The organism is Kribbella lupini, assembly GCF_039529595.1.
GTDB classification, from domain to species: Bacteria; Actinomycetota; Actinomycetes; order Propionibacteriales; family Kribbellaceae; genus Kribbella; species Kribbella lupini.
Genome location: NZ_BAAANC010000003.1, coordinates 887,556 through 911,473, shown reverse-complemented (window position 1 = coordinate 911,473; position 23,918 = coordinate 887,556). Strand labels below are relative to the sequence as shown.

The window sequence follows — 23,918 nt, the reverse complement described above, 5'->3', positions numbered from 1 at the left end:
GCAGCGGATTCGCCTGCTGTCACAGTCCACTGACTGACGCCAGGCGCCTCACCTGTCGGACCAGATGACCCGTTCCGCGAACGCGCCGCGCTCCGCGACCTTCGCCGAGCGGATTCGCTCGAGCTCCTCCGCGCTCGAGCCCAGCTCGACGGCCAGCGCGTGGACGACCTCGAGTACGTCGGCCAGCTCCTCCAGCGCCGCCTCGCGCTCGCCCTCGCCCTCGTCGAGGAACTCGCCGACCTCCTCGACCAGCTTGTCCCGCAGCCGTCGCCGGTACTCGTCGGGCTCGGCCTGGTACACGATCGGCACCTCGCCTTTCGCGCGGATGATCTCCGGCATCCGATCCCTCACGAGTTTTCGCATCGGGCCATTTCAGCAGGTCGAGTAGCGCGGCGGGGAAGTCGCGGCCGCCGGGAGCGTACGGGTGGACTTCGGGCACGGTCGGTCGGGCCCCGGTGCGTCAGACCGTGATGCCGAACAGATTCTCGGCGTTGCGGAAGGCGATCTTTTCCTTGTCCGCACGCGGAAGATCGACTGCTCGGAACCAGTCGGTCCCTTCTTTGATGCTGTCGATGAAGGGATAGTCGGTTGCGAACATCACTCGATCCACACTGATGTGTTTCAGCAACTGATGGAGCAGATCATCCTGGAAGAATGCACTGGTTGTGAACCAGAAGTTGTCCTGGAAGTACTGCTCGAACGGCTTCTCGAGCGAGTTCTCGGTCGGCTCGCCCATGTCGTTGGCGATCCGCTCGTAGTAGAACGGAAGGCCTTCACCCATGTGGCCCACGATGACCTTCAGTTTGGGGAATCTGTCGAAAACCCCGTACGCGATCATCCGGACGCATTGGATCAGCACCTCTTGGTGCCAGCCAAGTCCGGACCCACTGAAGATGTAGTCCTGGAACTCCTTCGTGTATCCCGACCGTGTCGTGCGGAAGTAGATGTCGTAGATCTCCTCGGCTGGATACCCGGGATGCAGGTAGATCGGCACGTCGAGAGCTTGGGCACGCGCCAGTACGGGCTCGAAATCGGCATGATCGAGGTACTTCTTGGTGATGTGTCCGTTGGTCAGTACACCCAGGAAGCCGTCTTCGCGGACCGATCGCTCCAGTTCGTCCGCCGCCGCCTCCGGGCTCTGCAAGGGCAAGGTGGCGAATGCCTGGAAGCGGCCCGGGTACTTGGCCATCGGTCCCTCGACAAGCATCCGATTGAGGCGGTAGGCGAAGTCGATCCCCCTTTTCCCAGGGACATTCTGTACGGACGGTGTGTGCGCGGAGAGGATTTGAACGTTGAGTCCCCCCTGGTCCATATCGCGAATGCGGCGTTCGCCCAGATCCGCAAGACCGAGTTCCGTGAGGAACGCGATGTGGTCCTTGTTGATGGAGTTCAGCCTCATCAGCTCGGGAGTCGAGAAGGTCTCTTCCGTGCCGATGAACTTCAGATCTTGGTCGCGAAGCGTGATGTCTTTCTCGGTGAGCGAGACTTGCGAATCCTTCGTGCCGCCGTCGCGTGTCGCGACTGCCGTTGCGGAGATTCCGACGCCGGCGCCGAGTGCGGCGGCCGCGCCGGCGACGAACCCGCGGCGCCCGAGCAACCGTCGCGGTGGGCCTTGCTCGATCGGTTCCATTCTGTAGGTGCTCCTTCGTCGGGTTGTGGGTGAGCGTCGGCGATCTCGTGGAACAGGCCGGGGAGTTCGTCCTCGAGGCTCCCGACTTCGCCGTGCGGATCACGCTCCCAGGTCCGCCCGCCCGAATCGTCCGCCCACGGAAGACATCTCCCGGTACTCCGCACGGAGTACGGAGGGCGAAGAGTGCTGCTCTGTGGCGAGCCCCGGTGAACGCCTCAACGGCAAGCCACCCGCTGCTTCGTCCGCACCGGCTCGCTGACAGCGCGAGGAGCACCCCAGGTCGCGCCTTTGTCGGGTTCGCGGGCGGGTGTCCTTGGCCAGGAATCCGCCTGCCCCATGTCGTCAGCGGAGTTGACCAGCACTGCGAATGCGCGCACCAGGGCCTGGTCGTCGGCGAGCAGGACCCGGATCACATGGGAACCCGCCAGGTCTCCGGCAGCGGCAGGCTGGCCCGCACCTCGAATCCTCCGGACTCGCCCGGGCCGGCGGACAGCTCGCCGCCGACGGCCTGTGCTCGTCCTGTCATCCCGGCGATACCGAACCCGGCCGGTGTCACCCTTGAGCTCGGTTGTGCGGGCCCGTGATCGACGACTGTGATCTGCAGTCGGTGGCCGTCCTGGTCGAGTCGGACGGTCGCGTGCCCGGCCGTCGAGTGCCGAATGACATTGGTGAGTGACTCCTGGACGATCCGGTAGGCCACGACGGACACCGTCGAAGGTAGGTGGTCCGGTAGCCCGGCGGTCTCCAGGTCGACCCGCACATCAGCAGCCTCGGCCATCTCGACCAGGCGCTGCAGCTCGCCGAGGTGGGGCGCCGGCTCGGCCGGCTCGATCTCGCCCCCGTGCAGGACGTCCAGAACGGCGCGCAGCTCCTGGAGCGTGGCCCGGCTCGTGTCCGACAGGTCGTGCAGCGTGCTGGACAGCTCCTGCAGCGACGGATGCCCGCGGTCCGGCAGCTGGTCGATCAGGTGCGCGGCGACGGACGCCTGGACGTTCGCGACGGCGAGGCCGTGCGCCAGGACGTCGTGCAGCTCGGCAGCGATCAGGACCCGCTCCTCGGCGACCCGTCGCTCGACCTCGTCGGCACGCTCCTGCTCCAGCCGCGCGGCGACGACGGCTTTCCAGTTTCCACGGAAGCGGACCGCCAGCCCGGCGAAGAAGGCCATGAAGAGCCAGCCGACGCCGAGGAGAGCATCGCTCAGTGCCCCTGACGTCTCGTCGGCCAGAACAGGCACGGTCACCGCGGCCACCGCTACCAGGACGGCGACGGGCCGCCGCTGCGGCTCGCTGTAGCGTGCCGCCGCGAACGCCGCCACGAGTGAGGCCGGCATCGTGGCCTCGTGGGGGTAGTCGAGGATGTGGTACGGCGTCGACACGGCGAGGACCGCGAGGACGACGAGGATCGGCCGGCGCCGGCGGGCCAACACCGGCGCCGCCATCGCGCCCAGCAGCGCGACCGCCCACACATCCACCCTGCGCTCGCCGTCGAAGTCGACCACCTCGAGCATGATCGCCGCGGCGACGCCGAGCACGAACGACCCCGCCGCCAGCAGCCTGTCGGCTACCGGCGGGCGGAGCGCCGTCATCGTTCACACGGTTTCATCGACCCGGTCCTCCTCGCGGTCCTCTCTTGTGCGCGAGAGCTTGCCGGGCCACCACATCCGCGAGCCCAGCGACATCGTCAGTGCGGGAACCACGACGGAGCGCACCAGCAAGGTGTCGATGAGCACACCGACGGCGACCAGGACCCCGATCTCGATGAGCATGACGAGCGGCAGCGAGGCGAGCACCGCGAACGTCGCCGCCAGCACGACGCCGGCCGAGGTGATCACGCCGCCTGTCACCGCGAGGCCGCGCTTGGTGCCCTCTACCGTCCCGTACCGGACGGCTTCCTCACGGACCCGGCTCATCAAGAAGATGTTGTAGTCGACACCGAGTGCGACCAGGAAGAGGAACCCGATCAGGGGCACCGACGACTCCCAGCCGCCGAATCCGAGCACCCGGTCGAACAACAGGTTGCACAGTCCAAGGGCTCCGAAGAACGACACCACGACGGTTGCCACCAGCACCAACGGAGCCACGACCGCCCGCAGCAGCAGCCCCAGGATCACGAGCACCACCAGCAGGATCAACGGCATCACCCGATTGCGGTCGCTCTTGTTCGTCTCGTCCGTGTCCAGCAGCTCGGCACTCGGCCCGCCGACCAGCGCGGCGTCACCGGCCACCTTCTGGACGGTGTCCCGCAGCCGCTTGATCGTCGCCGTCTCGCCCGCGCTCTCCGGCGAGTCGACCGGGATCGCCTCGATCTCCACCCAGTCCTTGCCGGCCCGACCGGTCTCGGCGCCGGCAACCCCGGACGTGCTCCGGACGGCAGCCAGGACCTCCCTGCTCTTGTCCGGCCGACTCATCACCGTGACCGGCTGACCGCCTTGACCAGGGAAGCGCTCGTCGATCAGCTTCGCACCCGTCACCGAGTCCGGAATGGAACGGGCGAACTGGTCCAGCTGCGGAAGCGCGCCGTTCGCACCCACCAAGCCCAGCGCGAGAGCGCCCAGGATCACCAGCGGCGCGGCCCAACTGACCACACGTCGACGATCGACCAGCTCACCGAGCCTGGCCCAACGCGATCCGGACCGGCGTGCCTCAGCCCCGAATCGCGGCATGAACGGCCAGAAGATCCTGCGTCCGAGCACCACCAGCAAGGCCGGGAAGAACGTCAGCATGACCAGCAACGAGGCCGCGATGCCCGCTGCACCCACCGGACCGAGACCGCTGGTGCTGTTGAGATCTGCGACCAACAGGCACAACAGACCTGCCGTTACCGTCGCTGCCGAAGCGGCGATGGCCGGGCCGGCCCCACGCAGCGCCGCCTTCATCGCGTCGATCGGGCGCTCGTGGTGGTGCAACTCCTCGCGGTAGCGAGACACCAGGAGCAAGGCGTAGTCGGTGCCTGCGCCGAAGACCAGCACGATCAGCAGCGCCGAGCTCATGCTCGTGATGGTGAAGTCGAAGACCTGGGTGAGCGCATACACGGCACCCATCGACGTGACCGCCGCGACCCCGACCGAGACGAGTGGTACCAGCCACAGCAGCGGACTGCGGTAGGTCAGGATCAGCAGGAGCGCCACCACCACCGCCGTGGCGAGCAGCAACCTCGCGTCCACGGCATCGAAGATCTCGTCCATGTCGGCCCCGATCGCTGACGGACCGGTGACATAGGCGTTCAGACCGGCCGGCCGGTCGGCGAGAAGGGCACGAGCATCCGCAACCGTGGTGGCCTCGGCCTCATCGGTGACCCAGTTGTCGTCCAGCGGTAGCCCGAGCATCAGCGCCGTGCCGTGGTTGGATTCGACGATCTCCGCAGGTGCGTCAGCGTCGTTGCCGAATCGCTTCGCCAGTTCGGTGTAGTCGCGTTCGGCCGCCGCCCGATCACCCGGTTGGATACCGGCGGCTCGTTCGTACACGACCACGAGCAGGCCATCCCCACCGTCGGGCAGGCCGGCCTCGGCCAGGAGCACCTTGGTCGATTGAGCGCCGGCCGGCAGATAGTCGGCCTGGTTGTCGCGAGTCACCGAGTCGAGCTTGCCGGCCAGTGAGAGGCCGCCCACGACCATCCCGATCCACACAGCCAGCATGAACCACGGCAGCGCGGTCTTGGCCCGTGATCTCTTTGGTCCGTTGTCGAATTTCGGGGGGCTAGGTGCCCGTAGCTGAGTCGTCATGGTGATCAGGCTCCCAATGCAGCCGGCGCTGAGCGTCCGGCCACGGCAGACACTTCCCAGTACTCCGTGGGGAGTACGAAGGACGGCTGGGCAGGCCGGCTAGCCGGAGCAACAGCTGTCAGTCCGGGTACGGCGACCACTCGATGTCGTGGCCGTACTGGTTCTGCAGTTCAGCGTGGCGGCTGACGACGTCCGGCCATGGGGCGAGGCCGAACTCTTCGGTCAGGGCTCTGAGGAGGAATGCCCGTGCGGATTCCTCGGGGATCTCCGGGCGATCGGGGAGTGCGTACGGGCCGTGGTACGCGAGGTCGTCGAGGTTGTAGCCGGTGAGGCAGCCCAGGGCGAGGAACTCCGGCAGGCTCGTGCCGACAACGTGGTTCGGCTCGTCGGCCAGGGGGACGCAGAGGACGACCGTGGTGGTCGGGGAATCGGCCGGGCCGAACAGGGCGCAGAAATGTACGCCGTCACCGCCGGTCGACGCGAAGGCGAACGCGTTCTGCGGGCCGTTGGGGTAGTCGCTGACCCGCCCGGGCTCGTACGGCGAGTCCAGGAACAAACCGGCGAAGCCGAAGATCGTCGACGGGTGCTCGGGCTCGCTGAATAAGCGGGAGCGGGGGTGCGCCGTGGTCAGCCGCTCGGCGAGGTTCCAGAGGCGGATCCAGTCCTGGCGGAAGCTCGCGGGTACGTCGGGCATGCCCGAATGATCTCAACCGAAGAGGCTAGAGAAGCGGACACAAGCTGGCCGCTACTCGTCCTAGAGTCGTTGTATGACGACAAACGAGCAGACCTTGACCGGTGAGCGGGCCGACCTTCTCGACTTCCTCGGCAAGCACCGGTACTTCCTGCGGCACACCGCGCAGGGGCTCACCGACGAGCAGGCCAACACGCGGAGCACGGTCAGTGCGTTGACGGTCGGCGGGCTGATCAAGCACGTCACGGCGGTCGAGCAGAACTGGGCCGACTTCGCCCGCAACGGCGGCGGCGAGGACGTGACCGAGGTCGAGTTCACGCCGGAGTTCGTGGCCGCGTGGGAGGACAAGTTCCGGCTCGTCGAGGGCGAGACGCTGGCCGGCGTACTGGCCGAGTACGAGAGGATCGCCGCGGAGACCGACGAGCTCGTGAAGACTCTCGACCTCGACGCGAGCTACGAGCTCCCGGCCGCGCCCTGGCAGCCGCCGGGCGTCTTCTGGACGGTACGCCGGGTGTTCATGCACATCACCGCCGAGACGGCCCAGCACGCCGGCCACGCCGACATCATCCGCGAGACCATCGACGGCCAGAAGTCGATGGGCTGACCCCAACCCCAACGCCAACGAAGCGGCGGCGGCGCGACGCCGGCGAACTCGCCCCGCGCCGCCGGCGTCAACCAGTGCATGCCAGGCGATCAGCGAGCAACCCGGTACCTGTACGTCGTCCGGCACGGCGAGGCCCTGCCGGACGACGGCGGCCTGACCGAGCAAGGCCGCCGGCAGGCCGCCCTGCTCGGCCGGCGGCTGCGGGACGTCCCCTTCTCGACCGTCCACCACAGCCCCCTCCGACGAGCAGCCGAGACCGCTCACCTGGTCAAGCAGCAGCTCACCGCGGACGTCCCGTTGGAGGTCTCGCAGGCGGCCGGGGACTACGTGCCGTACGTACCGACGAAGGACGAGCTACCACCGGACTCAGCCGATCAGCTGCTCGGCTTCCTGCAGCAGGCCACGCCCGAGGAACTCGAGCACGGGCCCGAGCTGGCACGCCTAGCGCTGAACAGCTTCACCGGCCCAGCCGCAGGCGAGAACGAGCAGCACGAACTAATTGTCACGCACAACTTCCTGATCGCCTGGCTCGTCACCCAAGCATTGGACGCACCGCGTTGGCGCTGGCTCAGCCTCTCCCACTGCAACGCCGCCCTCACCGTCCTCCGCTACACGCCGGACCGGCCTTCGTCGGTCCTGCTGTACAACGACATGCAGCACCTGCCCGCCGACCTGCGCTGGACGGGCTTCCCAGCAGGTCCGCGCGTCTAGCCCTCGTCAGCCGGATGCACCTCGATTCCAGAGTGGGCCGGGACCTGCATCTTGGCGATCGGCCTAGCTGAACGTCGGTGCCGCGGTGAGTGGCTTGCCGTGGAGGGTCTGGCAATCCGGGCCGTCGTCCCACCACAGCCGCCCGTCCGGGGTCAGGTAGGGATACCTACCCCGTACGCCGCCGCCGTGGGCGAGAGCTTCCGCCACCGTGTGCATATAGTCCGCCAGGCTCGGCCACGCGTCGGAGAAGTCGCCGCAGCCGTCGTGAACCGCCCAACCCAGCCGTCCGGCATCGGCGCCGGGGCGTAGGTCCAGCACGTGTGGGTCCCCGCCGGCCTCCTCCGCCCAGGGGACCCACAGCGGATGCCACCAGGGCTCGTCGTTCCCTTCGAGCGTCTCAAAGCCGTCGAAGTCCGGGGCCAGCTCCATCAGCATCTGCCAGCGCTCGGCGATCGCCTCGGCGCTGAGCAGCGACTGCTCCGGCAGCATGGTCGACCACTCGCGGGCGCCGTCGTGGCAGCGCAAGGACTCGGCCAGATCGTCGGGAACCGGTACGCCGAGCACGCGCTCGAGCGACTCCAGTCGATCCGGCTGCACCGGTGGGTTGAGCAACGCCAGATCCGTCGGCGAGTACGCCGCCAGCCAGGTGTCGATCCGGCGCCACGAGGCCGCCACTGACGGCCGAACATCCGTGTTCATGCGGACATCATCGTGCCGCGAAGGGGCGCGCCGCTGGTGAACGGCGGCCCCCATCGCGGTGTCAGGCGTTGTTCGGGCCGTCGATGAACTTGCGCACGTCCTGGGCGCACCGACAAGCGGCTGCGGTCTTGGCGGCCCACCGCAGCGCCTCCTCGCGCATGGGGACATCGACGATCAGTACGCCGCCGATCAGCTCCTTGCTCTCTGGGTACGGCCCGTCGGTGACCACGCCGTCGACGTCGACCACGGCGTGCTGCACGTCGCCGTCGTCGTACCTCAGCCCGTCGGCGAAGACGAACACCCCGGCGTCCTTGGCCTCGTCGCACACCGCCCGGGCGGCCTTGCCCACCTCGGGCCAGTCCGCCTCCGGAATGTGGTCCATCGCGCCCTTCTCGAACGAGATCAGGTACTTGGTCACCTCAGAACCTCCGGAACGGGAAGAACTCGCGCACGTCCTGCGGGCACCGGCACGCCGCCGCGGTCTTCGCGGCCCACTTCAGCGCGTCGTCGAAGGTCGGAACGTCGACGATCAGTACGCCGCCGAGCAGTTCCTTGCTCTCCGGGTAGGGCCCGTCGGTGACCACGCCGTCACGGCCCACGGTGGCGTGCTTCTGCCGGTAGTCCAGCCCACCGCTGAACACGAACACCCCCGCGTCCTTCGCCTCCTGGATCACCGCGTGCCCGGCCTCGGCCACCGCCGGCAGCTCCTCCTCCGTGGCGTCCATCGTCCCGTCGTCGAACGAGATCAGGTAGTGCGTCATCACATCGCTCCTTCGCCCGGCAGCCGCCTGCGGCCGCCTCTCACCCGTACCACGAACGACGGCCCTGGGATCCGACAGGCTATCGGGAGAAACACGCGAGGAGCTGAGAAATCCGGCCGATCCCGCCGGACGCGCTCGGCTGCTTCCGTTCGCGCTCGGGGCGGGCAACGTACTGGTCGGCAGCGGGCGGCGTACGCCTTACATGCCCTGACCGGTCGCCAGCTCGTGCCGCAACCGATCGGGGGTGCCCACGGCCATCGTCTCGTCGACGTACTGGAGGTTCGACCGCGTGAGGAACCGGAGATCGGCGTTCTCGACCTTCCGGTACGTCGCCGGCAGTTCGCCGAGGCGGTCGGGTGCGCCGCCGGCGCGGATCCAGTCGGCCACGAGCGTGCCCTGGTTCCGGACGGAGTCCCACCGCGCGCGGGTCAGCGGGCCCATGGCGGCCTCGATGGTCGCCACCGCCTCGGGCGGAGCCTCCGGCCAGGAGCACCAGTTGCTCACGGTCTCGATCAGGCTCAGCGTGAGCGCTTGGTCGAGCTCGCCGTCGAGATCGGCACTCGCCAAGGCCTCTTCGGCGATGCGGAGCGCCGTCACCACCGGCGCCGCGTCCCCCTGATCGATCGCCGGGCACAGCCGATGCTGGGCGAGGTGCTCGAGCTGCTGGGTCGGCGTCGACGCCTCGTCGAGGGACGGCCGGAACCACCGCAGGCTCCTGGACAACCGTCGGAGTACGACTTCAGCAGGGTCCACCGGGCGGCGACGAAAGATGCTCACCGGCCCCACGCTATCGCGGCCAGGTGCTGCGAAACGCCACGAGCGCAGCGCAGTTGCGATGCCTTGGAATTTGTGGCTCTGCCCGGCAACCAGGGAAGGCGATTCTGTTGCAGATAAAGGGGCTTTATGGCTTGACGATGGTCGGTTTAGCGTCGGGTTCATGTTCATGGCGAGGGACTTTCAGACGGCTGAAGAGATGGTTGCCGCGTTGCGGGCTGGTGACGTGAGTTCGGTGGAGTTGACCGAGGAGGCGATTGGCCGGATCGAGCGGGACGACGACGGGATCAACGCGGTTTGTGTGCGGGACTTCGAGCGGGCGCGGGGTGCTGCGCGTGAAGCCGACGCGGCGCGGGCGCGGGGTGAGGAGGGGGCGTTGCTGGGGATTCCGATGACGGTGAAGGAGTCCTACGACCTGGCTGGGTTGCCGACGAGTTGGGGGATGCCGGAGTACCGGGATCACCGGCCGGCAGAGGACGCCGTACAGGTGTCGCGGTTGAAGGCCGCGGGGGCTGTGGTGCTGGGGAAAACCAATGTGCCGTTGGGGTTGCAGGACATTCAGAGCTTCAACGAGATCTACGGGACGACCAACAATCCGTGGGATCACCAGCGGACTTCGGGCGGGTCTTCCGGTGGATCGGCGGCGGCGCTCGCGTCGGGGTTCGGCGCGTTGTCCATCGGGTCCGATCTCGCCGGCTCGCTGCGGACGCCGGCGCATTTCTGCGGGATCTACGCGCACAAGCCGACGATCGGACTGGTGGCGACCCGCGGCATGGTCGCGCCGCCGGCAGCGCCGTTGCCGGTCGAACTCGATCTCGCCGTCGCCGGTCCGATGGCGCGGACTGCCCGCGATCTCACGCTCCTGCTCGACGTCATGGTCGGACCGGATCCGCTGACGCACGGCATCGCGTACGACGTGACGCTGCCGCCCGCGCGTCACGAGCGGCTGTCGGACTTCGGGGTGCTGGTGCTCGAGGACCATCCGCTGATTCCGACCGGGTCCGCCGTACGGGCGGGGGTGAATCGGGTCGCCGATGCTCTGGTCGACGCTGGTGCCCGCGTCGAACGGCACAGCCCGTTGCTGCCCGACCTGACCGAGGCCGGGACGGCGTACATGCAGTTCTTGTTCTCGGGTTCCGTCGCGCGTTTCCCAGTCGACGCCTACGAGCAGCTGCAGATCCAGGCCGCCGGGCTGAGCGCGGACGACCAGAGTCTCGACGCGGCGCGGCTGCGGGCGATGGTGTTCAGTCACCGCGACTGGCTCGAGCTCGCCAATCGTCGCGAGCTTCACCGCCACGGCTGGAGGCAGCTCTTCGCCGAGTTCGATGCTGTGGTGTGCCCGATCACACCCACTCCCGCGTTCCCGCACGATCACAACCCCGACGTGCTGGAACGGCGGCTCGACATCGACGGCGTTGGACACCCGTACTTCGACCAGCTCGTCTGGGCCGGGCTGGCCACGATGCCCGGTCTGCCCGCGACCGCGATCCCCACAGGCCTGTCGCCCGAAGGTCTGCCGGTGGGAGTGCAGCTCATCGGCCCGATGTTCGAGGACCGTACGCCGTTGCGGCTGGCGGAGCTGCTCGAGCAGGAGCTCGGTGGGTTTCAGGCGCCTGGAAGATGACAGGCGACGGAGGCACCGGAGCTGCCAGGATGCCGGGATGGTTGAGCGCGCGTTGAGCTTCGGGACCGTGGCGGAGACGTACGAGCGGTTCCGGCCCGGGTACCCGGCGGAACTCCTCGAGCTGGTGTCGGCGTACGCCGGTCGGCCGATCCGGACGGCGCTGGAGATCGGCGCCGGGACGGGCAAAGCGACGCGGGTGTTCGCGCAGGGAGGGGTCGCGGTCACGGCGACTGAGCCCGACGGGGCCATGCTCGCGGAGTTGCGCAAGCAGCTGCCGGCGAGCGTCACGGCCGTGGAAGCGGCGTTCGAGGATCTGCCGCTGGATACGTCGTACGAGCTGGTGTACTCGGCGGCCGCGCTGCACTGGACCAAGCCGGAAGGCCGCTGGGCCCGGATGGCCGCGCTCGTCCAGGCAGGTGGGGTGTTCGCTTCGTTCGCCGTACCGATCCAGCTGGCCGACCCGGATCTCAAGGAGGCCGCGCGTGCGGCGCGTGCGCCGTACCTGGAGTACGACGGCGTCCCGTCACCTGACGACAGGCCGCCCGCGGATCGCCCGATGGATTGGCCCGGCACCGAGCTCCAGGAGTCGGAGTGGTTCACCGATGTCCGGCAGTTGGTCGTCGAACGGCGGCTGACGATGAGCGCCCACGAGTACGTCGGGCACCTGTCGACGGTCTCGGCGTACGTGCTGCTGGAGCCCGCGGACCGGGACGAGGTCTTCCGCCGGATCCTCGAGGTCCTGCCCGAGACGGTGGAAATCAACGCCGAGGTCACCGCCCACCTCGCCCGCCGGCGCTAGAACGCACTTCGGGCGGGCGCGATGCGCCCGCCCGAAGGTTCAGTCCTAGGCCTCAGCCGGGAACGGAACTCCCGTGTTGCTGTGGCAGCGGTAGCCGTTGGGGTTCTTGGCCAGGTACTGCTGGTGGTAGCCCTCGGCGTAGTAGAACGAGTCCAGCGGGGCGATCTCGGTGGTGATGTCGCCGTAGCCGCGGGGCTTGATGACCGGGGCGTACAGGTCGCGGGTGCGCTCGGCCTCCGCGCGCTGCTCCTCGGTCGTGTAGTAGATCGCGGAGCGGTACTGGGAGCCCAGGTCGTTGCCCTGGCGCATGCCCTGTGTCGGGTCGTGCGTCTCCCAGAAGACCTTCAGCAGGTCGGTGAAGGTGGTCTTGGTCGGGTCGTAGACGACGCGGACGGCCTCGGTGTGGCCGGTTCCGCCGGTGCAGACCTCCTCGTACGTCGGGTTGGGGCTGTACCCACCCGCGTAGCCGACGGCGGTGGTGTAAACGCCGGGCTGCTGCCAGAAGATCTCCTCGGTGCCCCAGAAGCACCCGGTGCCGAACCAGACTTCCTCGAAGCCGTCGGGCACCGGCGCCGTCTGCGGCGTACCGAGCACGATGTTGTCCGCCGGGACGGCGTAGCCGGGCTCCGGGCGGCCGGGCAGTGCGGCCGACGGCTCGACCAGAGCGGTGTTGCGCTTGAAGAACGACATCTCACGCCTCTCGCAGAATGACTTTCATAGTGTCTCAACACGACCCCAGGAGTGAACCTTCCCAGCGGGGATTACGTGGCGATGACGTCAGGCGATGAGAGCGGCCGCCGTACGGCGAGCCGGCCCGCGCTCGGTCAGTTGCCCGTACGACGCCGCCAGCAGCTCCACGGCGTGACGCAGCGTGTCCGGGTCCTGCGTGTACGGCAACCGCATGAACGTCTCCAGCCCACCTTCGGGCGAGAACCGCGACCCGGCCACCAGCAGTACGCCGTTGCGCTGCGCGACCCCCACCAGCGAAGACCCGACCGCCGCCGGCAGCTCGCACCACATCGACAGCCCGCCGCCGGGCAGCGTGAACTTCCAGTCCGGCAGCACCGACCGCAACGCGTCAGCGAGTGCGTCCCGTCGCTCCCGCAACCCGGCCCGCCGCTCGGGCAGGATCGACGCGCGCTCCCGCAGCAGCCGCGTCACAACGAGCTGCTCCAGCACCGGCGCCCCGAGATCCATCGACGCCCGCGCGTCCAGGATCCGCGCGACCAGCGTCTCCGGCACCCGCAGCCAGCCGATCCGCAGCCCGCCCCAGAACGACTTGCTCACCGAGCCGATCGTGATCACGCCCGTCGGGTCGAAGGACGCGAACGGCGGCGGCATCTCCTGCCCGTCCAGCGGAAGCTCGTACAGGGTCTCGTCGATGATCGCCGTCGTCCGGCTGCGCGCGAACGCGATCGCCAGCCGCTGCCGGTCGGCGGCGGACATCAGCCGGCCGGTCGGGTTCTGGAAGTCGACCACCAGCCAGGCGGCCCGCGGCGCGGTCTGCCTGATCGTTGCCTCCAGCAACGGGAGGTCCCAGCCGCCGGGACTCATCGGCGCCGCGACCACGCGGGCGCCGCTGCGCCGGATCGCGTCGACCGAGTTCGGGTGGGTCGGGCTCTCGGTCAGCACCCGGTCGCCGATCTGCGTCATCGCCCGGATCGCGATCGACGTCGCCGCCAGCGCGCCGGCCGTGACGATGATCTGGTCCGCCGACGTCGGCAGCCCGCGGGCCTCGTACGACGCCGCGATCTCCTCACGCAGCTCCGGCAGGCCTTGCGGGTGGTAGCCCGGCGTGGCCAGGTGGTGCGGCAGGTCCTCCATCGCCGCGGCGACCGCCGTACTGATTCCGGGTACGGCGGGCGACGCCGCGCAGGTGAAGTCGTACAGCCCGTCCGTGTCGATCCCCGGCGCGTGGTGCCGGCCGAGCTCGGGCTCGATCCGCGACGGCAGCGCGGTCACGCTGCCCGAACCGCGCCGGCTGGTCAGGTACCCGCGGTCGCGCAGCTCCCGGTACGCCGAGGCGACCGTCGTACGGCTGACTCCGAGCGCGTCGGTCAGCTCGCGCTCGCTCGGCAGCCGCGAGCCCGGCATGATCCGCCCGTCCGCGATCAGCAGGCGCAGGCGTTCGGCGAGGGCCCGGTACGCCGGTCCGTTGGTGTCGGACCACGCTCCGAGCAGGCCGCTCAGGGTGCTCGCGGGGAGTTGTTGGCCAGTCATGCAGTCCACTATTCCTCAATTGGCTATCGATCACCAGGCCACTGGCGTCGAAACTGGATCCTGTGACCGCCACCGTTGAACCCACCACGCCGCCGCGCACGCTCGCCGCCCTGAACCCGATCGAGCAGCTGAAGGCCGGCCGGCTCCCGCGCCGCCTGGTCCAGCTGTACGTCGGACTGGTCCTCTACGGCGCCTCGATGGGCCTGATGATCGAGAGCCACCTCGGCCTGGACCCGTGGGACGTGCTGCACTCCGGCATCACCGCGCACCTGCCGCTCAGCTTCGGCACGGTGGTGATCGCGATGAGCTTCGTCGTGCTGCTGCTCTGGATCCCCCTGCGGCAGTGGCCGGGACTCGGCACGATCAGCAACGCGATCGTGATCGGCCTGGTCACCGACCTGTCGCTGGCGCTGCTGCCGACGCCGGACGCGCTGTGGGTGCGGATCCTGTTCCTCACCGTCGGCGGCATCGTGCTGAACGCGCTGGCCGGTGCGCTTTACATCGGCGCCCAGTTCGGCCCGGGTCCGCGCGACGGGATGATGACGGGCCTCGTACGGCGTACCGGTTTGAGCGTGCGCCTCGTCCGGACGAGCATCGAGGTCACCGTCCTCGCCGTCGGGTGGCTGCTCGGCGGCGTGGTCGGCCTCGGCACCGTCGCCTACGCACTGGCGATCGGCCCGCTGGTCCACATCCTGCTCCCGATCTTCACCGTGCGCCTCCCGGAACGCGCGAAGGCCTAAACCCGCCGCATCCGCTCGACTTTGTGCACGGTTCAGCCAGATCTCGCGCCGAAATGTGGCCGAACCGTGCACAAAGTCGAAGGGGCGAGGGGGAGGCGAGGTCGGGACAGCTAGCTGAACCGGGTTGGCCGGCAGCCTTCGAGCTCGGGTGCCGGTTGGCCGGTGATGATCTCGGCAGCGGCGAGGCGGCCGACGGCGGCGGCCAGGGTGATGCCCGAGTGCATGACGGCGACGTACAGGCCCTCGGTGCCGGCCGGTGTGCCGATGATCGGCTCGTCGTCGACGGGCATGGGCCGCCAGCCGATCTCGGCGGAGAGGACCTTGGCGTCGCCGGCCCCGCGGAAGGCGGCGGCGAACCGGTCGCGCACGCGCCCGGCGGTCGCGAGCAGCGCGGCCTGATCGGTCTCGCCGCTGTAGATCGTCGGAGCCAGGACGGTGCCGTCGTCCAGTTGCCGGGCCTCCAGCGCCGGTGTCGCCACGATCGCCCGCACGAGGCCGGGCGTCGCGCGCAACCGGACGAGGATCGCAGGCGACGGCTCGACGGGGAGAGTGACGCCGACGCCGGCGCAGAGGCCGACGCTGCCGGTGCCGGCGGCCAGTACGACGGTCTCGGCGGGAATCGTCCCGTTGGTCGTCCGGACGCCGATCACCTTGCCTGCTTGGTGTTCCTCGCCGGTCACCGCGTCTCCCGGGCGTTCCCCGCTGATTGCCGCGCCTGCGTGGTGTTCGAGCGCCGTCGCCGTCGTACCGACCAGCAATCGCGCACCTCGCTCACGCGCGGTGGCGACCAGGAGCTCGGTCGCGGCGACCGGATCGAACGCCGCGTCCCCGGCATGGTGAGTGGCCTCGGCTGGGGGATCGACGAGCCGCGGCTCCAACCGACCAACATCATCCGCGAAAGGTCCCGGATTGTCGTCAAAGCCGTCCCAGACCAGTGAACCCGTCCAGCGGATCGCCAACCCGGGAAGCTCCGCCTCCAGGCGCCGGTACTCGTCGAGCGCGAGGTAACGCAAGGCCGCCGAGGGTCGATCGCTGCTGACCGGTCGCCCGATCCAGGCGAACGAAGCCCGGGTGACGCCCGAACCAGGAAGGCCCGCGTCGATCAGCGTGACCGGTCGGCCTTGCCCGCTCAGGTGGTACGCGAGCGACGCGCCGACGATGCCGGCACCGACCACGACAATGCTGCGCTCCGCCATCCCGCTGTTCTAACAGGGGAGGGTCTCACCACGACACCGAATATCGCCCTCCAGCAAGCGCCGGGGCCGGGCGGTGGAGAGCTCACCACGCAACGAGGCCCGGACCTTCGACGGTCCGGGCCTCGCTGTGCAGGACCCCTCAGCCTGCAGCTCCGACGGTCAGCCGACCGGCTCCAGCTCACGGTCGTCGGCGGTCGGCTGCTTAATCCTCAGCTTGCGTGGCCGCCAGGCCTTCGGGCCGAGCAGCGCGGTGACGCTGGGGACCAGGAAGATCGACATCACGAACGCGGAGATCGCGATCCCGACGGCGACCGAGAAGCCCATCTCGGTGAGCAGCGCCATCCCGGCCAGCATCAGCGAGGAGAACGTACCGGCCAGGATCAGGCCTGCCGCCGCGACGGACGGCCCGCCGTGCTCGATCGCGAGATCGGCCGCGGTGCGTGGATCGGTGCCTTCCTCGGCCTCCTCACGCAGCCGGGCGATCATCAGGATGTTGTAGTCGGTGCCGATGGCAACGACGAACAGGTAGAGCATGATCGGCAGCGAGAACGACACCCCGGCGTGCCCCGCAGCGCCCTGGAAGACCAATACTGTGGCACCCGTTGTGCTGAAGAAGCTGAGCACCACCGCGATCATCAGCACCAGCGGCGCCAGCAGGCTGCGCAGCAGCAGCGCGAGGATGATCGCGATCAGGCCGCCGGCGACCGGGAAGATCACCGACAGGTCGCGGCTGTTCGCGTCCCGGATGTCCGTGTACGACGAGGTCACGCCGCCGAGCAAGGTCGTCGTACCGGCGGGTGCGTCGGCGTGCGCGGCGTCCTTCAGGGCGCCGTCGACCAGGTCGAGCGATTCCGACGCGTACGGCGCTCCGTCCAGTACGACGTTGATCTGGGCAACGGTCTTGTCATCGTTCAGCAGAGCAGGCGAGCCGTCGGCCGAGGCGGGCAGGACCGCGCCGACGCCGTCGACCTGCGCGAGCTTGCCGGCGTACTGCTTCAGCTCGGCCGGGTCGAGCGGGCTGCCGTCGGTGCTCTTCACGTAGACGGTCGTCGGGTTCAGCGCGCCGGCCGGGAAGCCGGTCTGCAGGTCCTTGATCGCGCGAGCCGACTCGGTGTCGGCCGGCAGTTGGGCGAACGCGTCGTAGTCGATCTTCATCCCGAGCGTGCCGAGCGCAAGCGCGACCATGATGCCGCCGGAGATCGTCGCGACCACGGCCGGCCGCTTGGCGGTGAACTTGCCGAGCCGCTTGAACGTCGCGCCCTTCGGCGTGCGCTGCCACGACTTCGACGGCCAGAACACCTTCGGGCCGAGCAGCGACACGACCGCCGGGATCAGCGTGATCGCGGCGAACGCCATCACCGCGACGGCGATCGCGAGCCCCGGGCCGAGGCTCTTGAACCCGCCGAACACGGCCAGCAGCAGCGCGCTGAAGGAGACGACGATCGCGCCCGCCGCGGAGACGATCACCTCGGCGACCCGCCCGGCCGCGGTGATCAGGGCCTGCTTCGGCTCCTCGCCGGCGCGCAGGCGTTCGCGGTACCGGAAGAGCAGGAACAGGATGTAGTCGGTGCCGACGCCGTACAGCACGACGGTCAGGATGGTCTGCAGGTCCTGGGTGACCTGCAGGTCGAACGCCTTGGCGGCCAGGGCGATCAGGCCGGGCGCGATCGCGCTGACCAGGCCGACGGTGAGGATCGGGAGCAGGGCCGCGACCGGGCTGCGGTAGATGAACAGGAGCAGGCCGACGATCAGGACGAGGGTCGCGATCCCGACCACGACGAACGCGTTCTCGAAGGCGTCCTGGTTGTCCAGGTAGAGCGCGGCGTCGCCGGTCACGCCGTACTGCAGTCCGCTGTCGGCGAGCGCGGGACCGGCGACGTCGCGGACCTTCTGGACGGCGTCGAGCACGGCCTGGTCGTCGGCGAGCCCCTTGAGGCCGACGCTGACGAGCTGGACCTGCTTGTTCGGCGAGAGCGCCTGCGGGCCGGTGACCGCCGCGGTGACGCGCTCGATCTTCGCGTCGGTGATCGCCTTCGCGAGACCGGTCACCTCGGCCTGGTCGGCCGCGGACAGCTCACCGCCGCCGGACCGCTTGACCACGATGCTCGCGGTCGCGTCGTTGGTCTGGCCGAACGCGTCGGCCGCCAGCTTCTGCGCCTGGACCGACTCGTAGGAGTCGGGCAGGAAGCTGGCCTGGTCCTTGCTGGTGACGTCGGCGAGCGTCGGCGCGAAGGCGAGCACGGCGACCGCCGCGATCACCCAGGCGGCGATCACCTTCCACGGGTGGTGGACGACGAACCGTCCGAGTCGGTTGAACACGGTGAGCCCCTTCTGCCGTGCCGGTCTACCTGCCGGTCGGCAGGTAGACTACCTGCCGCACGGTAGGCTGGCAAAATGAGAAAGTGGTGACATGCAGCACGAGACGAGGGCCCGCGACACCAAGGGCGAGATCCACCGGGTGGCGCTCGAGCTGTTCAGCGGACAGGGGTACGAGAAGACCAGCCTGCGCGAGATCGCCGAGCAGGTCGGGATCACCAAGGCGTCGCTGTACTACCACTACTCGTCGAAGCAGGACCTGCTGAGGGCGATCATCGGGACGTTCTTCGACGACATCCACCAGGTCCTGCTGCGGATCGAGACCGTCGAGTGGTCGCTGGAGTCCGAGCAGGAGCTGCTCAACGCGTACCTGGACGTGGTGATCAAGCACCGGGGGACCGGGCCGACCGTACTGCGCGACGTCGCGGCGGTGCTGGCGGCGTTCGGGGACGACCTCGACGACCTGATCGGGCGCAGCCGCGCCTTCCAGCTGTGGCTGGCCGGGCCGGATCCGACGCCGAGGGACCGCGTGCTCGCGGCCGCCGCGGTCGAGGTGGTCGGCGCGGTGCTGTCGTCAGGCCTGGAGCCCGCCCAGTTGGGTGACGCCGAGCTCCGTCAGACCCTGCTGGAGGCGGCGACCGCCGTACTGTCCGGGCGTCGGAACGTTCCTGCCTGAGCTGTGAAAAGCACCGCCGAGGTGTCCTCGGCGGTGCTTCTCGGTGCTGCTTCCGGTGTTGCTGAGGTCAGTCGCGGGACTGGCCGGACTGGGTCGGGCCTTCCTTCTTCGCGTGGCGGCCGGTCTGCTCGCCGTTGGAGGAGGCGTCCGGAGCGGCCGGGGTGCCGCCGGAGTGGATCTCGGTGGCAGGGGCGGTGCCCTTCAGGACCCACGCCATCTCGTGGGTGGCGGCGGTCGTGCGGGCGCCCGCGTCCACCGACTGCTCGGGACCGCCGGGCTTCTCGAGGCTGACCTTCTGGTCGGTGCCGTACGCGTTCTGGATGAACGCGGCGAGTTCCGCGGCCTTGGCGGCGCGCTGGTTGTCCGGGGAGGTGAAGAGCTCGGCGGCCTTCTGGGCGAGCAGTACGTCGCGCTTCTGGAGCTTCTGGTCCGGGGAGGTCAGCCCGTTGTTGCGGCGGTCGGCGATCCCGGCGAAGGTTGCGCTGGCCTTGGCCGCGCCCCGGCTGATCTGCTGGTTGAACCAACGACCCGCCCGACCGGCCGCGGCCTGACCTGCGGCGACGGCCTGGCCGGCAGCGGACTGGCCGGCTGCAAGGCCCTGACGGCCTGCCGCAGCTGCGCGGCCTGCGAGGTCCTGGCCGGCGGCGACCGCCGTACGACCGGCGTCGGCGACCGCGCGGCCCGCATTGGCGGCGCCGCGGCCGGCGGCATTCAGGCCTTCGGCGGCGCGCTGGGTCAGGCCGACCGCCTGGTCGACCGTCCAGTCGCGGGCGTTGACCGCGCCGTCACGCGCACGACCGACCGCGTCGCTCGCCTGCTGGCTCAGCTCGGACGCCCGGTTGGACGTGGCCTCACGCGTGTTGGTCGCGGTCTGGCGCACGCTGCCGACCGCGGCCTGCCCCATCGACCTGGCGCTACTCGCCAACTGCACCGCGCGCTGGCTCAGGCGGGCCATCGTCTGCCGGATCACCTGGATGCCGCGGGCGACGGCGTTGATCATCGGGGCGACCGTCTTGACGGCGTTCACCACGTGGTTCATGGCCTCCTGCTGAGCAGGGGTCAGACTGCTGAGCGCCTGGAGAGAGTCCTGGGACAGGCTTTGCGGGCGTCCGGCGGTTTCCGGTCCCTCGTTCGGTGTGCTCATCGGATCTCCTAGTCGATGTAGACCGCGTAGTTGACGCCCACCGCCGGAGTCAGCGGGTCCTTGGTCGGCTTGTTGCTGAACAGGTGGAGCTGCGCGCCCGGCCGGAGCCAGACGGCCAGGTGCCGGCGGTCGGCCCCCGCGCCCGGCGCCCACTCGTCGAGGAAGTCGGGGCTGGTCTCGTCGCCGACGTAGTCCGGTTCACCCCAGTGCTTGCGGGCCAGGGCGAGGTGCGCGGGCCAGTGCTCGTCGAGCCCGGCCTCCGCGTCGGCGATGTCGTCCGGACCGATCTGGTACGCCGACCAGCCCGAGTTGCGGCAGTCGGAGAACACCAGCCCGTCGAACACGACCATCGTCGTACCGCGCCCGGTGGTGAAGCCCCAGGACGCCGACGCCTCGTCGATCGTCTCGCCCGGCTCCAGGTCCCACGGGGTCCAGCCGGTCGCCGCCATCACGCGGTTGACCAGCGCGGTCACCACGGCGGGACCGGTCGCGTCGCTGTCCGGCCCGGCCACAGCGGTCCAGTCCCGAACCTCGGCGAGGTCGGCCATCGCCAGGTCGTCCTCGTCCAGCGGCCTGTCCTGCGTCTTCATCCCGCATCCCTTTCACTCAACCCGAGCAAATTTAGGTCCGATCGAGGGTCACGGCCAGCTTGTTGTCCACAGGCTCCACCTGCAGGTTGGTGCAGTACCGGACCGGGCACTCCGGGCGACAGTTGTCCACAGCACCCAGGGCACGATTCGGGAACGGATGGGACCAGGCCGTACGCTGGTTCGGTGGAGATCAACGACCAGTACGGCTTCGAGACGCTTGCTATTCACGCCGGCAATGAGCCTGACCCGACCACCGGCTCGGTGGTGCCGCCGATCTATGCGACGAGCACCTACAAGCAGGACGGCGTCGGCGGGCTGCGCAACGGCTACGAGTACTCCCGGTCGGCGAACCCGACCCGGACCGCGCTCGAGGAGTGTCTGGCCGCGATCGAGGGCGGCAAGCGCGGGTTCGCGTTCGCCAGCGGGCTGGCCGCGGAGGACACGCTGATCCGGTCGCTGTGCGTCCCCGGTGACCACGTGGTCTTCCCCGACGACGCGTACGGCGGCACGTTCCGGCTGTTCTCCAAGGTGCTCGGCAACTGGGGCGTCGAGATGACGCCGGCCGCGGTCACCCACCCGGAGGCGATCCGCGCCGCGATCCGCCCGGGCAAGACCAAGGTCGTCTGGCTCGAGACCCCGACCAACCCGCTGTTGAACGTCGCCGACATCGCGATCGTCGCGCAGATCGCGCACGACGCCGGCGCGCTGCTGGTCGTCGACAACACCTTCGCCTCGCCGTACCTGCAGCAGCCGCTGGAGCTCGGCGCCGACGTGGTCGTGCACTCGACCACCAAGTACATGGGCGGGCACTCCGACGTGGTCGGCGGCGCGCTGATCGTCCGCGACCCGGAGCTGGCCGACAAGATCGCCTTCCACCAGAACGCGATCGGCGCCGTCGCCGGACCGTTCGACGCCTGGCTGGTCCTGCGCGGCATCAAGACGCTGGGCGTCCGGATGGACCGGCACAGCGACAACGCCGAGAAGGTCGTCGAGTTCCTGCAGCGGCACTCCGCGGTGACGTCGGTGCTGTACCCGGGTGTCGAGGGTCACCCCGGCCACGAGACGGCCGCCAAGCAGATGAAGCGGTACGGCGGGATCGTGTCGTTCCGGGTGAGCGGTGGCGAGCAGCACGCGCTCGACATCTGCAACAAGGCCGAGGTGTTCACGCTGGGCGAGTCCCTGGGTGGTGTCGAGTCGCTGATCGAGCACCCGGGGAAGATGACGCATGCGTCGGTCGCTGGTACGCCGCTGGAGGTTCCGGCGGATCTGATCCGGCTGAGCGTCGGCATCGAGACCATCGACGATCTGCTGCAGGACCTCGACCGCGCGATGGCGTGACAGACCGCCCGGCTGGGTGACTGGTTGCCTTCGGCGCTCATGTTTCGGCGTGACGTCTCGTGTGCGGTGTGATTCGTTGCTTTCGGCACCGAGTCACACCGCGCTTCGGTTCTAGTGGCGTGGGATGAGGTCGGCGGTGATGCGGCCGGTGAGGTTGTGGGGCTGAGGTTGCGGCGGCGGGAAGTGCATGGGGTGGCGCTGGGTTCTGGCCGCGCTGGAATGTGGATGGGGCGGTAGGGATGGCGTTGCTGGTGGCGGTGGACTTCGGGTCTACGTTCACGAAGGCGATTGCGGTGGACTCGGGGTCGGGGGAGCTGGTGGCTCGGGCTGAGCATCGGACGACGATCGGGACCGATGTGCTCGACGGGTGGTTTGCTTGTCGGGAGCAACTGCTTGCCGCCGACCGTGGGGTGGAGCGGGCTGAGGTTTTGGCTTGTTCCTCCGCGGGTGGGGGGCTGCGGGTCGCGGTGGTGGGGAATGAAGAGCTGGTGACTGCCGAGGCTGGGCGGCGGGTTGCGTTGTCCAGTGGTGGGCGGGTTGTGGCGGTGGTCAGTGGAGGACTGACGGCCGGTTCGGTGAAGGCGTTGCGGGCGGAGAAGCCGGACGTCGTACTGCTGCTGGGTGGGACCGACGGTGGGAACTCCGCCGTCCTGACCGGCGCGGCCGGCGTACTGGCGAAGTACAAGTGGCGGAAGCCTGTGGTTGCTGCGGGCAACATCGAGGCGCGGGACGAGGTTGCCGGGCTGCTGGCCGGTGGGGGAGTGCCGTCGGTGCTCGCGGACAACGTGGTGCCTGAGATCGGGGTGTTCGCGCCGGACTCGGCGCGCGCGGCGATCCGGGAAATGTTCCTGGCGCACGTGATCGGTGGGAAGAACTTGTCGAAGGACCCGGCGTTCGCGCGGATGGTTCGCGCGGCGACGCCGGACGTCGTACTGCGGGGTGTCGAGGTGCTCGCCGGGCTGCACGGGGACGTTGCGGTGGTGGACATCGGCGGCGCGACGACCGACGTGCACTCGGTGATCGAGCTCGACCCGGAGGACGCGAACCTGGGCCGCGAGGTCGTCGCCACGCACCCGGTGACGCGGACGGTCGAGGGGGATCTGGGGATGCGGTGGAGCGCGGTGCCGGTGGTGGCCGCGGGGGTCGAAGCCGGGTTGGTCGACGAGCGAGCGGAGCTGCGAGAAGCCGCTCGGCGGAGGCATGACGATCCTGCGTACCTGCCGGACTCACCGGCGGAGGCGGCGTACGACGAGGTGCTGGCGAGCGTGGCGGCGACAGTTGCGCTGAGGCGGCACGCGGGGCGTCAGCGGGTGGTGTTCGGGCCTGGCGGGCGGGTGATCGAGCGGTCGGGGAAGGATCTGCGCGAGGTGGATCTGCTGGTTGGGTCCGGCGGAGTGCTGCGGCACAACGGGGCTGAGGTGGCCGAGCGGATCCTTGGTGCGGTGGGTGCTGGAGCGCAGGAGGAGGGCTGGCTGGTGCCGACCTCAGCTCGGACCTGTGTCGACAAGGACTACGTACTGGCGGGAGTGGGCCTGCTGGCGGAGGTGGACCCGGTGGCGGCCGAAGGACTCGCGCGCCGCGTGGGCGCCGAGGACTAGCACGCCGTACAGGCGCCGGAGGCAGCGCGCCGTACAGGCGTGGATCTACATGGATCGGTCGGGACCGGGCACTAGGGTCAGCAACA

At 69.3% G+C, this 23,918-nt stretch carries 23 protein-coding genes; 8 read left to right on the top strand and 15 right to left on the bottom strand.

Going from position 1 to position 23,918, the window contains the following annotated elements:
- Positions 1-48: 48 nt before the first annotated feature.
- From ABD235_RS30460 to ABD235_RS30440, 5 genes are all read right to left on the bottom strand, one after another.
- Positions 49-363 (bottom strand): nucleoside triphosphate pyrophosphohydrolase, encoded by a 315-nt coding sequence (locus ABD235_RS30460; RefSeq protein ID WP_344180412.1) that lies wholly within the window; start codon positions 361-363, stop codon positions 49-51.
- 97 nt (positions 364-460) lie between these two features.
- Entirely contained in the window at positions 461-1,630 is a 1,170-nt protein-coding gene (locus ABD235_RS30455) for an amidohydrolase family protein (protein ID WP_344180410.1), read from the bottom strand.
- 409 nt (positions 1,631-2,039) lie between these two features.
- Positions 2,040-3,215, bottom strand: a complete 1,176-nt coding sequence (locus ABD235_RS30450) for a sensor histidine kinase (RefSeq protein WP_344180408.1) — start codon at positions 3,213-3,215, stop codon at positions 2,040-2,042.
- A 3-nt stretch (positions 3,216-3,218) separates the two neighbouring features.
- Positions 3,219-5,264 (bottom strand): MMPL family transporter, encoded by a 2,046-nt coding sequence (locus ABD235_RS30445; RefSeq protein WP_344180406.1) that lies wholly within the window; start codon positions 5,262-5,264, stop codon positions 3,219-3,221.
- Between the two features lie 205 nt (positions 5,265-5,469).
- Positions 5,470-6,045 carry a hypothetical protein gene (locus ABD235_RS30440; RefSeq protein ID WP_344180405.1) on the bottom strand — a complete coding sequence of 192 codons (576 nt, stop codon included), beginning with the start codon at positions 6,043-6,045 and terminating at the stop codon, positions 5,470-5,472.
- 73 nt (positions 6,046-6,118) lie between these two features.
- Between ABD235_RS30440 and ABD235_RS30435 the strand changes: the two genes are divergently transcribed.
- Positions 6,119-6,646: a DinB family protein gene (locus ABD235_RS30435; protein ID WP_344180403.1), complete on the top strand. Its 528-nt coding sequence runs from the start codon at positions 6,119-6,121 to the stop codon at positions 6,644-6,646.
- A 78-nt stretch (positions 6,647-6,724) separates the two neighbouring features.
- Complete coding sequence (locus ABD235_RS30430) at positions 6,725-7,357, top strand: histidine phosphatase family protein (protein ID WP_344180401.1); 633 nt, start codon at positions 6,725-6,727, stop codon at positions 7,355-7,357.
- Positions 7,358-7,420: 63 nt separating this feature from the next.
- On the opposite strand, the gene ABD235_RS30425 is transcribed toward ABD235_RS30430, so the two are convergent.
- The 4 genes from ABD235_RS30425 to ABD235_RS30410 form a co-directional block, all read right to left on the bottom strand.
- The gene (locus ABD235_RS30425) at positions 7,421-8,056 is read right to left on the bottom strand and encodes an SMI1/KNR4 family protein (protein ID WP_344180399.1); all 636 of its coding nucleotides are present in this window, start codon (positions 8,054-8,056) and stop codon (positions 7,421-7,423) included.
- A 61-nt stretch (positions 8,057-8,117) separates the two neighbouring features.
- Complete coding sequence (locus tag ABD235_RS30420) at positions 8,118-8,474, bottom strand: YciI family protein (RefSeq protein ID WP_344180397.1); 357 nt, start codon at positions 8,472-8,474, stop codon at positions 8,118-8,120.
- 1 nt (position 8,475) lies between these two features.
- Positions 8,476-8,817: a YciI family protein gene (locus ABD235_RS30415; protein WP_344180395.1), complete on the bottom strand. Its 342-nt coding sequence runs from the start codon at positions 8,815-8,817 to the stop codon at positions 8,476-8,478.
- 198 nt (positions 8,818-9,015) lie between these two features.
- Complete coding sequence (locus ABD235_RS30410; protein WP_344180393.1) at positions 9,016-9,594, bottom strand: hypothetical protein; 579 nt, start codon at positions 9,592-9,594, stop codon at positions 9,016-9,018.
- A 58-nt stretch (positions 9,595-9,652) separates the two neighbouring features.
- On the opposite strand from ABD235_RS30410, the gene ABD235_RS30405 reads away from it, so the two are divergent.
- Together ABD235_RS30405 and ABD235_RS30400 are read left to right on the top strand one after the other, a co-directional pair.
- Positions 9,653-11,215, top strand: coding sequence for an amidase (locus ABD235_RS30405; RefSeq protein WP_344180391.1), 1,563 nt, complete (start codon positions 9,653-9,655; stop codon positions 11,213-11,215).
- Positions 11,216-11,252: 37 nt separating this feature from the next.
- Positions 11,253-12,014, top strand: a complete 762-nt coding sequence (locus tag ABD235_RS30400) for a class I SAM-dependent methyltransferase (RefSeq protein ID WP_344180390.1) — start codon at positions 11,253-11,255, stop codon at positions 12,012-12,014.
- A 45-nt stretch (positions 12,015-12,059) separates the two neighbouring features.
- On the opposite strand, the gene msrA is transcribed toward ABD235_RS30400, so the two are convergent.
- On the bottom strand, positions 12,060-12,704 hold the full coding sequence (msrA, locus tag ABD235_RS30395; RefSeq protein ID WP_344180388.1) for a peptide-methionine (S)-S-oxide reductase MsrA: 645 nt from the start codon (positions 12,702-12,704) through the stop codon (positions 12,060-12,062).
- Between the two features lie 87 nt (positions 12,705-12,791).
- Positions 12,792-14,234 (bottom strand): MocR-like transcription factor YczR, encoded by a 1,443-nt coding sequence (yczR, locus tag ABD235_RS30390; protein ID WP_344180387.1) that lies wholly within the window; start codon positions 14,232-14,234, stop codon positions 12,792-12,794.
- 62 nt (positions 14,235-14,296) lie between these two features.
- On the opposite strand from yczR, the gene yczE reads away from it, so the two are divergent.
- A complete protein-coding gene (gene yczE / locus ABD235_RS30385) occupies positions 14,297-14,974 on the top strand; it encodes a membrane protein YczE (RefSeq protein ID WP_344180385.1) in 678 nt (225 codons plus the stop codon).
- Between the two features lie 110 nt (positions 14,975-15,084).
- Here the strand turns inward: yczE and ABD235_RS30380 are convergent, their stop codons facing one another.
- Both ABD235_RS30380 and ABD235_RS30375 read right to left on the bottom strand, forming a co-directional pair.
- Positions 15,085-16,170 (bottom strand): NAD(P)/FAD-dependent oxidoreductase, encoded by a 1,086-nt coding sequence (locus tag ABD235_RS30380; RefSeq protein ID WP_344180383.1) that lies wholly within the window; start codon positions 16,168-16,170, stop codon positions 15,085-15,087.
- Positions 16,171-16,329: 159 nt separating this feature from the next.
- Positions 16,330-18,489 carry an MMPL family transporter gene (locus ABD235_RS30375; RefSeq protein WP_344180381.1) on the bottom strand — a complete coding sequence of 720 codons (2,160 nt, stop codon included), beginning with the start codon at positions 18,487-18,489 and terminating at the stop codon, positions 16,330-16,332.
- 91 nt (positions 18,490-18,580) lie between these two features.
- Between ABD235_RS30375 and ABD235_RS30370 the strand changes: the two genes are divergently transcribed.
- On the top strand, positions 18,581-19,162 hold the full coding sequence (locus tag ABD235_RS30370; RefSeq protein WP_344180379.1) for a TetR/AcrR family transcriptional regulator: 582 nt from the start codon (positions 18,581-18,583) through the stop codon (positions 19,160-19,162).
- Between the two features lie 67 nt (positions 19,163-19,229).
- Here ABD235_RS30370 and ABD235_RS30365 read toward each other — a convergent pair whose 3' ends face one another.
- The gene (locus ABD235_RS30365) at positions 19,230-20,306 is read right to left on the bottom strand and encodes a hypothetical protein (RefSeq protein ID WP_344180377.1); all 1,077 of its coding nucleotides are present in this window, start codon (positions 20,304-20,306) and stop codon (positions 19,230-19,232) included.
- An 8-nt stretch (positions 20,307-20,314) separates the two neighbouring features.
- Positions 20,315-20,896 (bottom strand): hypothetical protein, encoded by a 582-nt coding sequence (locus ABD235_RS30360; protein WP_344180375.1) that lies wholly within the window; start codon positions 20,894-20,896, stop codon positions 20,315-20,317.
- 183 nt (positions 20,897-21,079) lie between these two features.
- Between ABD235_RS30360 and ABD235_RS30355 the strand changes: the two genes are divergently transcribed.
- Both ABD235_RS30355 and ABD235_RS30350 read left to right on the top strand, forming a co-directional pair.
- On the top strand, positions 21,080-22,234 hold the full coding sequence (locus tag ABD235_RS30355; protein ID WP_344180373.1) for a cystathionine gamma-synthase: 1,155 nt from the start codon (positions 21,080-21,082) through the stop codon (positions 22,232-22,234).
- Positions 22,235-22,473: 239 nt separating this feature from the next.
- Positions 22,474-23,832, top strand: a complete 1,359-nt coding sequence (locus tag ABD235_RS30350; RefSeq protein WP_344180371.1) for a glutamate mutase L — start codon at positions 22,474-22,476, stop codon at positions 23,830-23,832.
- Positions 23,833-23,918: the final 86 nt, after the last annotated feature.

Bases quoted from the DNA above. Each gene is read 5' to 3' on its own strand.
- ABD235_RS30370 (WP_344180379.1), top strand. From the start codon at position 18,581: ATGCAGCACGAGACGAGGGCCCGCGACACCAAGGGCGAGATCCACCGG.
- ABD235_RS30440 (WP_344180405.1), bottom strand. From the start codon at position 6,045: ATGCCCGACGTACCCGCGAGCTTCCGCCAGGACTGGATCCGCCTCTGG.
- ABD235_RS30460 (WP_344180412.1), bottom strand. From the start codon at position 363: ATGCGAAAACTCGTGAGGGATCGGATGCCGGAGATCATCCGCGCGAAA.
- ABD235_RS30435 (WP_344180403.1), top strand. From the start codon at position 6,119: ATGACGACAAACGAGCAGACCTTGACCGGTGAGCGGGCCGACCTTCTC.
- ABD235_RS30425 (WP_344180399.1), bottom strand. From the start codon at position 8,056: ATGAACACGGATGTTCGGCCGTCAGTGGCGGCCTCGTGGCGCCGGATC.
- ABD235_RS30415 (WP_344180395.1), bottom strand. From the start codon at position 8,817: ATGACGCACTACCTGATCTCGTTCGACGACGGGACGATGGACGCCACG.
- ABD235_RS30350 (WP_344180371.1), top strand. From the start codon at position 22,474: ATGGCGTTGCTGGTGGCGGTGGACTTCGGGTCTACGTTCACGAAGGCG.
- msrA (WP_344180388.1), bottom strand. From the start codon at position 12,704: ATGTCGTTCTTCAAGCGCAACACCGCTCTGGTCGAGCCGTCGGCCGCA.
- ABD235_RS30455 (WP_344180410.1), bottom strand. From the start codon at position 1,630: ATGGAACCGATCGAGCAAGGCCCACCGCGACGGTTGCTCGGGCGCCGC.
- ABD235_RS30405 (WP_344180391.1), top strand. From the start codon at position 9,653: ATGCCTTGGAATTTGTGGCTCTGCCCGGCAACCAGGGAAGGCGATTCT.
- ABD235_RS30365 (WP_344180377.1), bottom strand. From the start codon at position 20,306: ATGAGCACACCGAACGAGGGACCGGAAACCGCCGGACGCCCGCAAAGC.
- ABD235_RS30380 (WP_344180383.1), bottom strand. From the start codon at position 16,170: ATGGCGGAGCGCAGCATTGTCGTGGTCGGTGCCGGCATCGTCGGCGCG.
- ABD235_RS30450 (WP_344180408.1), bottom strand. From the start codon at position 3,215: ATGACGGCGCTCCGCCCGCCGGTAGCCGACAGGCTGCTGGCGGCGGGG.
- ABD235_RS30445 (WP_344180406.1), bottom strand. From the start codon at position 5,264: ATGCTGGCTGTGTGGATCGGGATGGTCGTGGGCGGCCTCTCACTGGCC.
- ABD235_RS30430 (WP_344180401.1), top strand. From the start codon at position 6,725: ATGCCAGGCGATCAGCGAGCAACCCGGTACCTGTACGTCGTCCGGCAC.
- yczR (WP_344180387.1), bottom strand. From the start codon at position 14,234: ATGACTGGCCAACAACTCCCCGCGAGCACCCTGAGCGGCCTGCTCGGA.
- ABD235_RS30400 (WP_344180390.1), top strand. From the start codon at position 11,253: ATGGTTGAGCGCGCGTTGAGCTTCGGGACCGTGGCGGAGACGTACGAG.
- ABD235_RS30360 (WP_344180375.1), bottom strand. From the start codon at position 20,896: ATGAAGACGCAGGACAGGCCGCTGGACGAGGACGACCTGGCGATGGCC.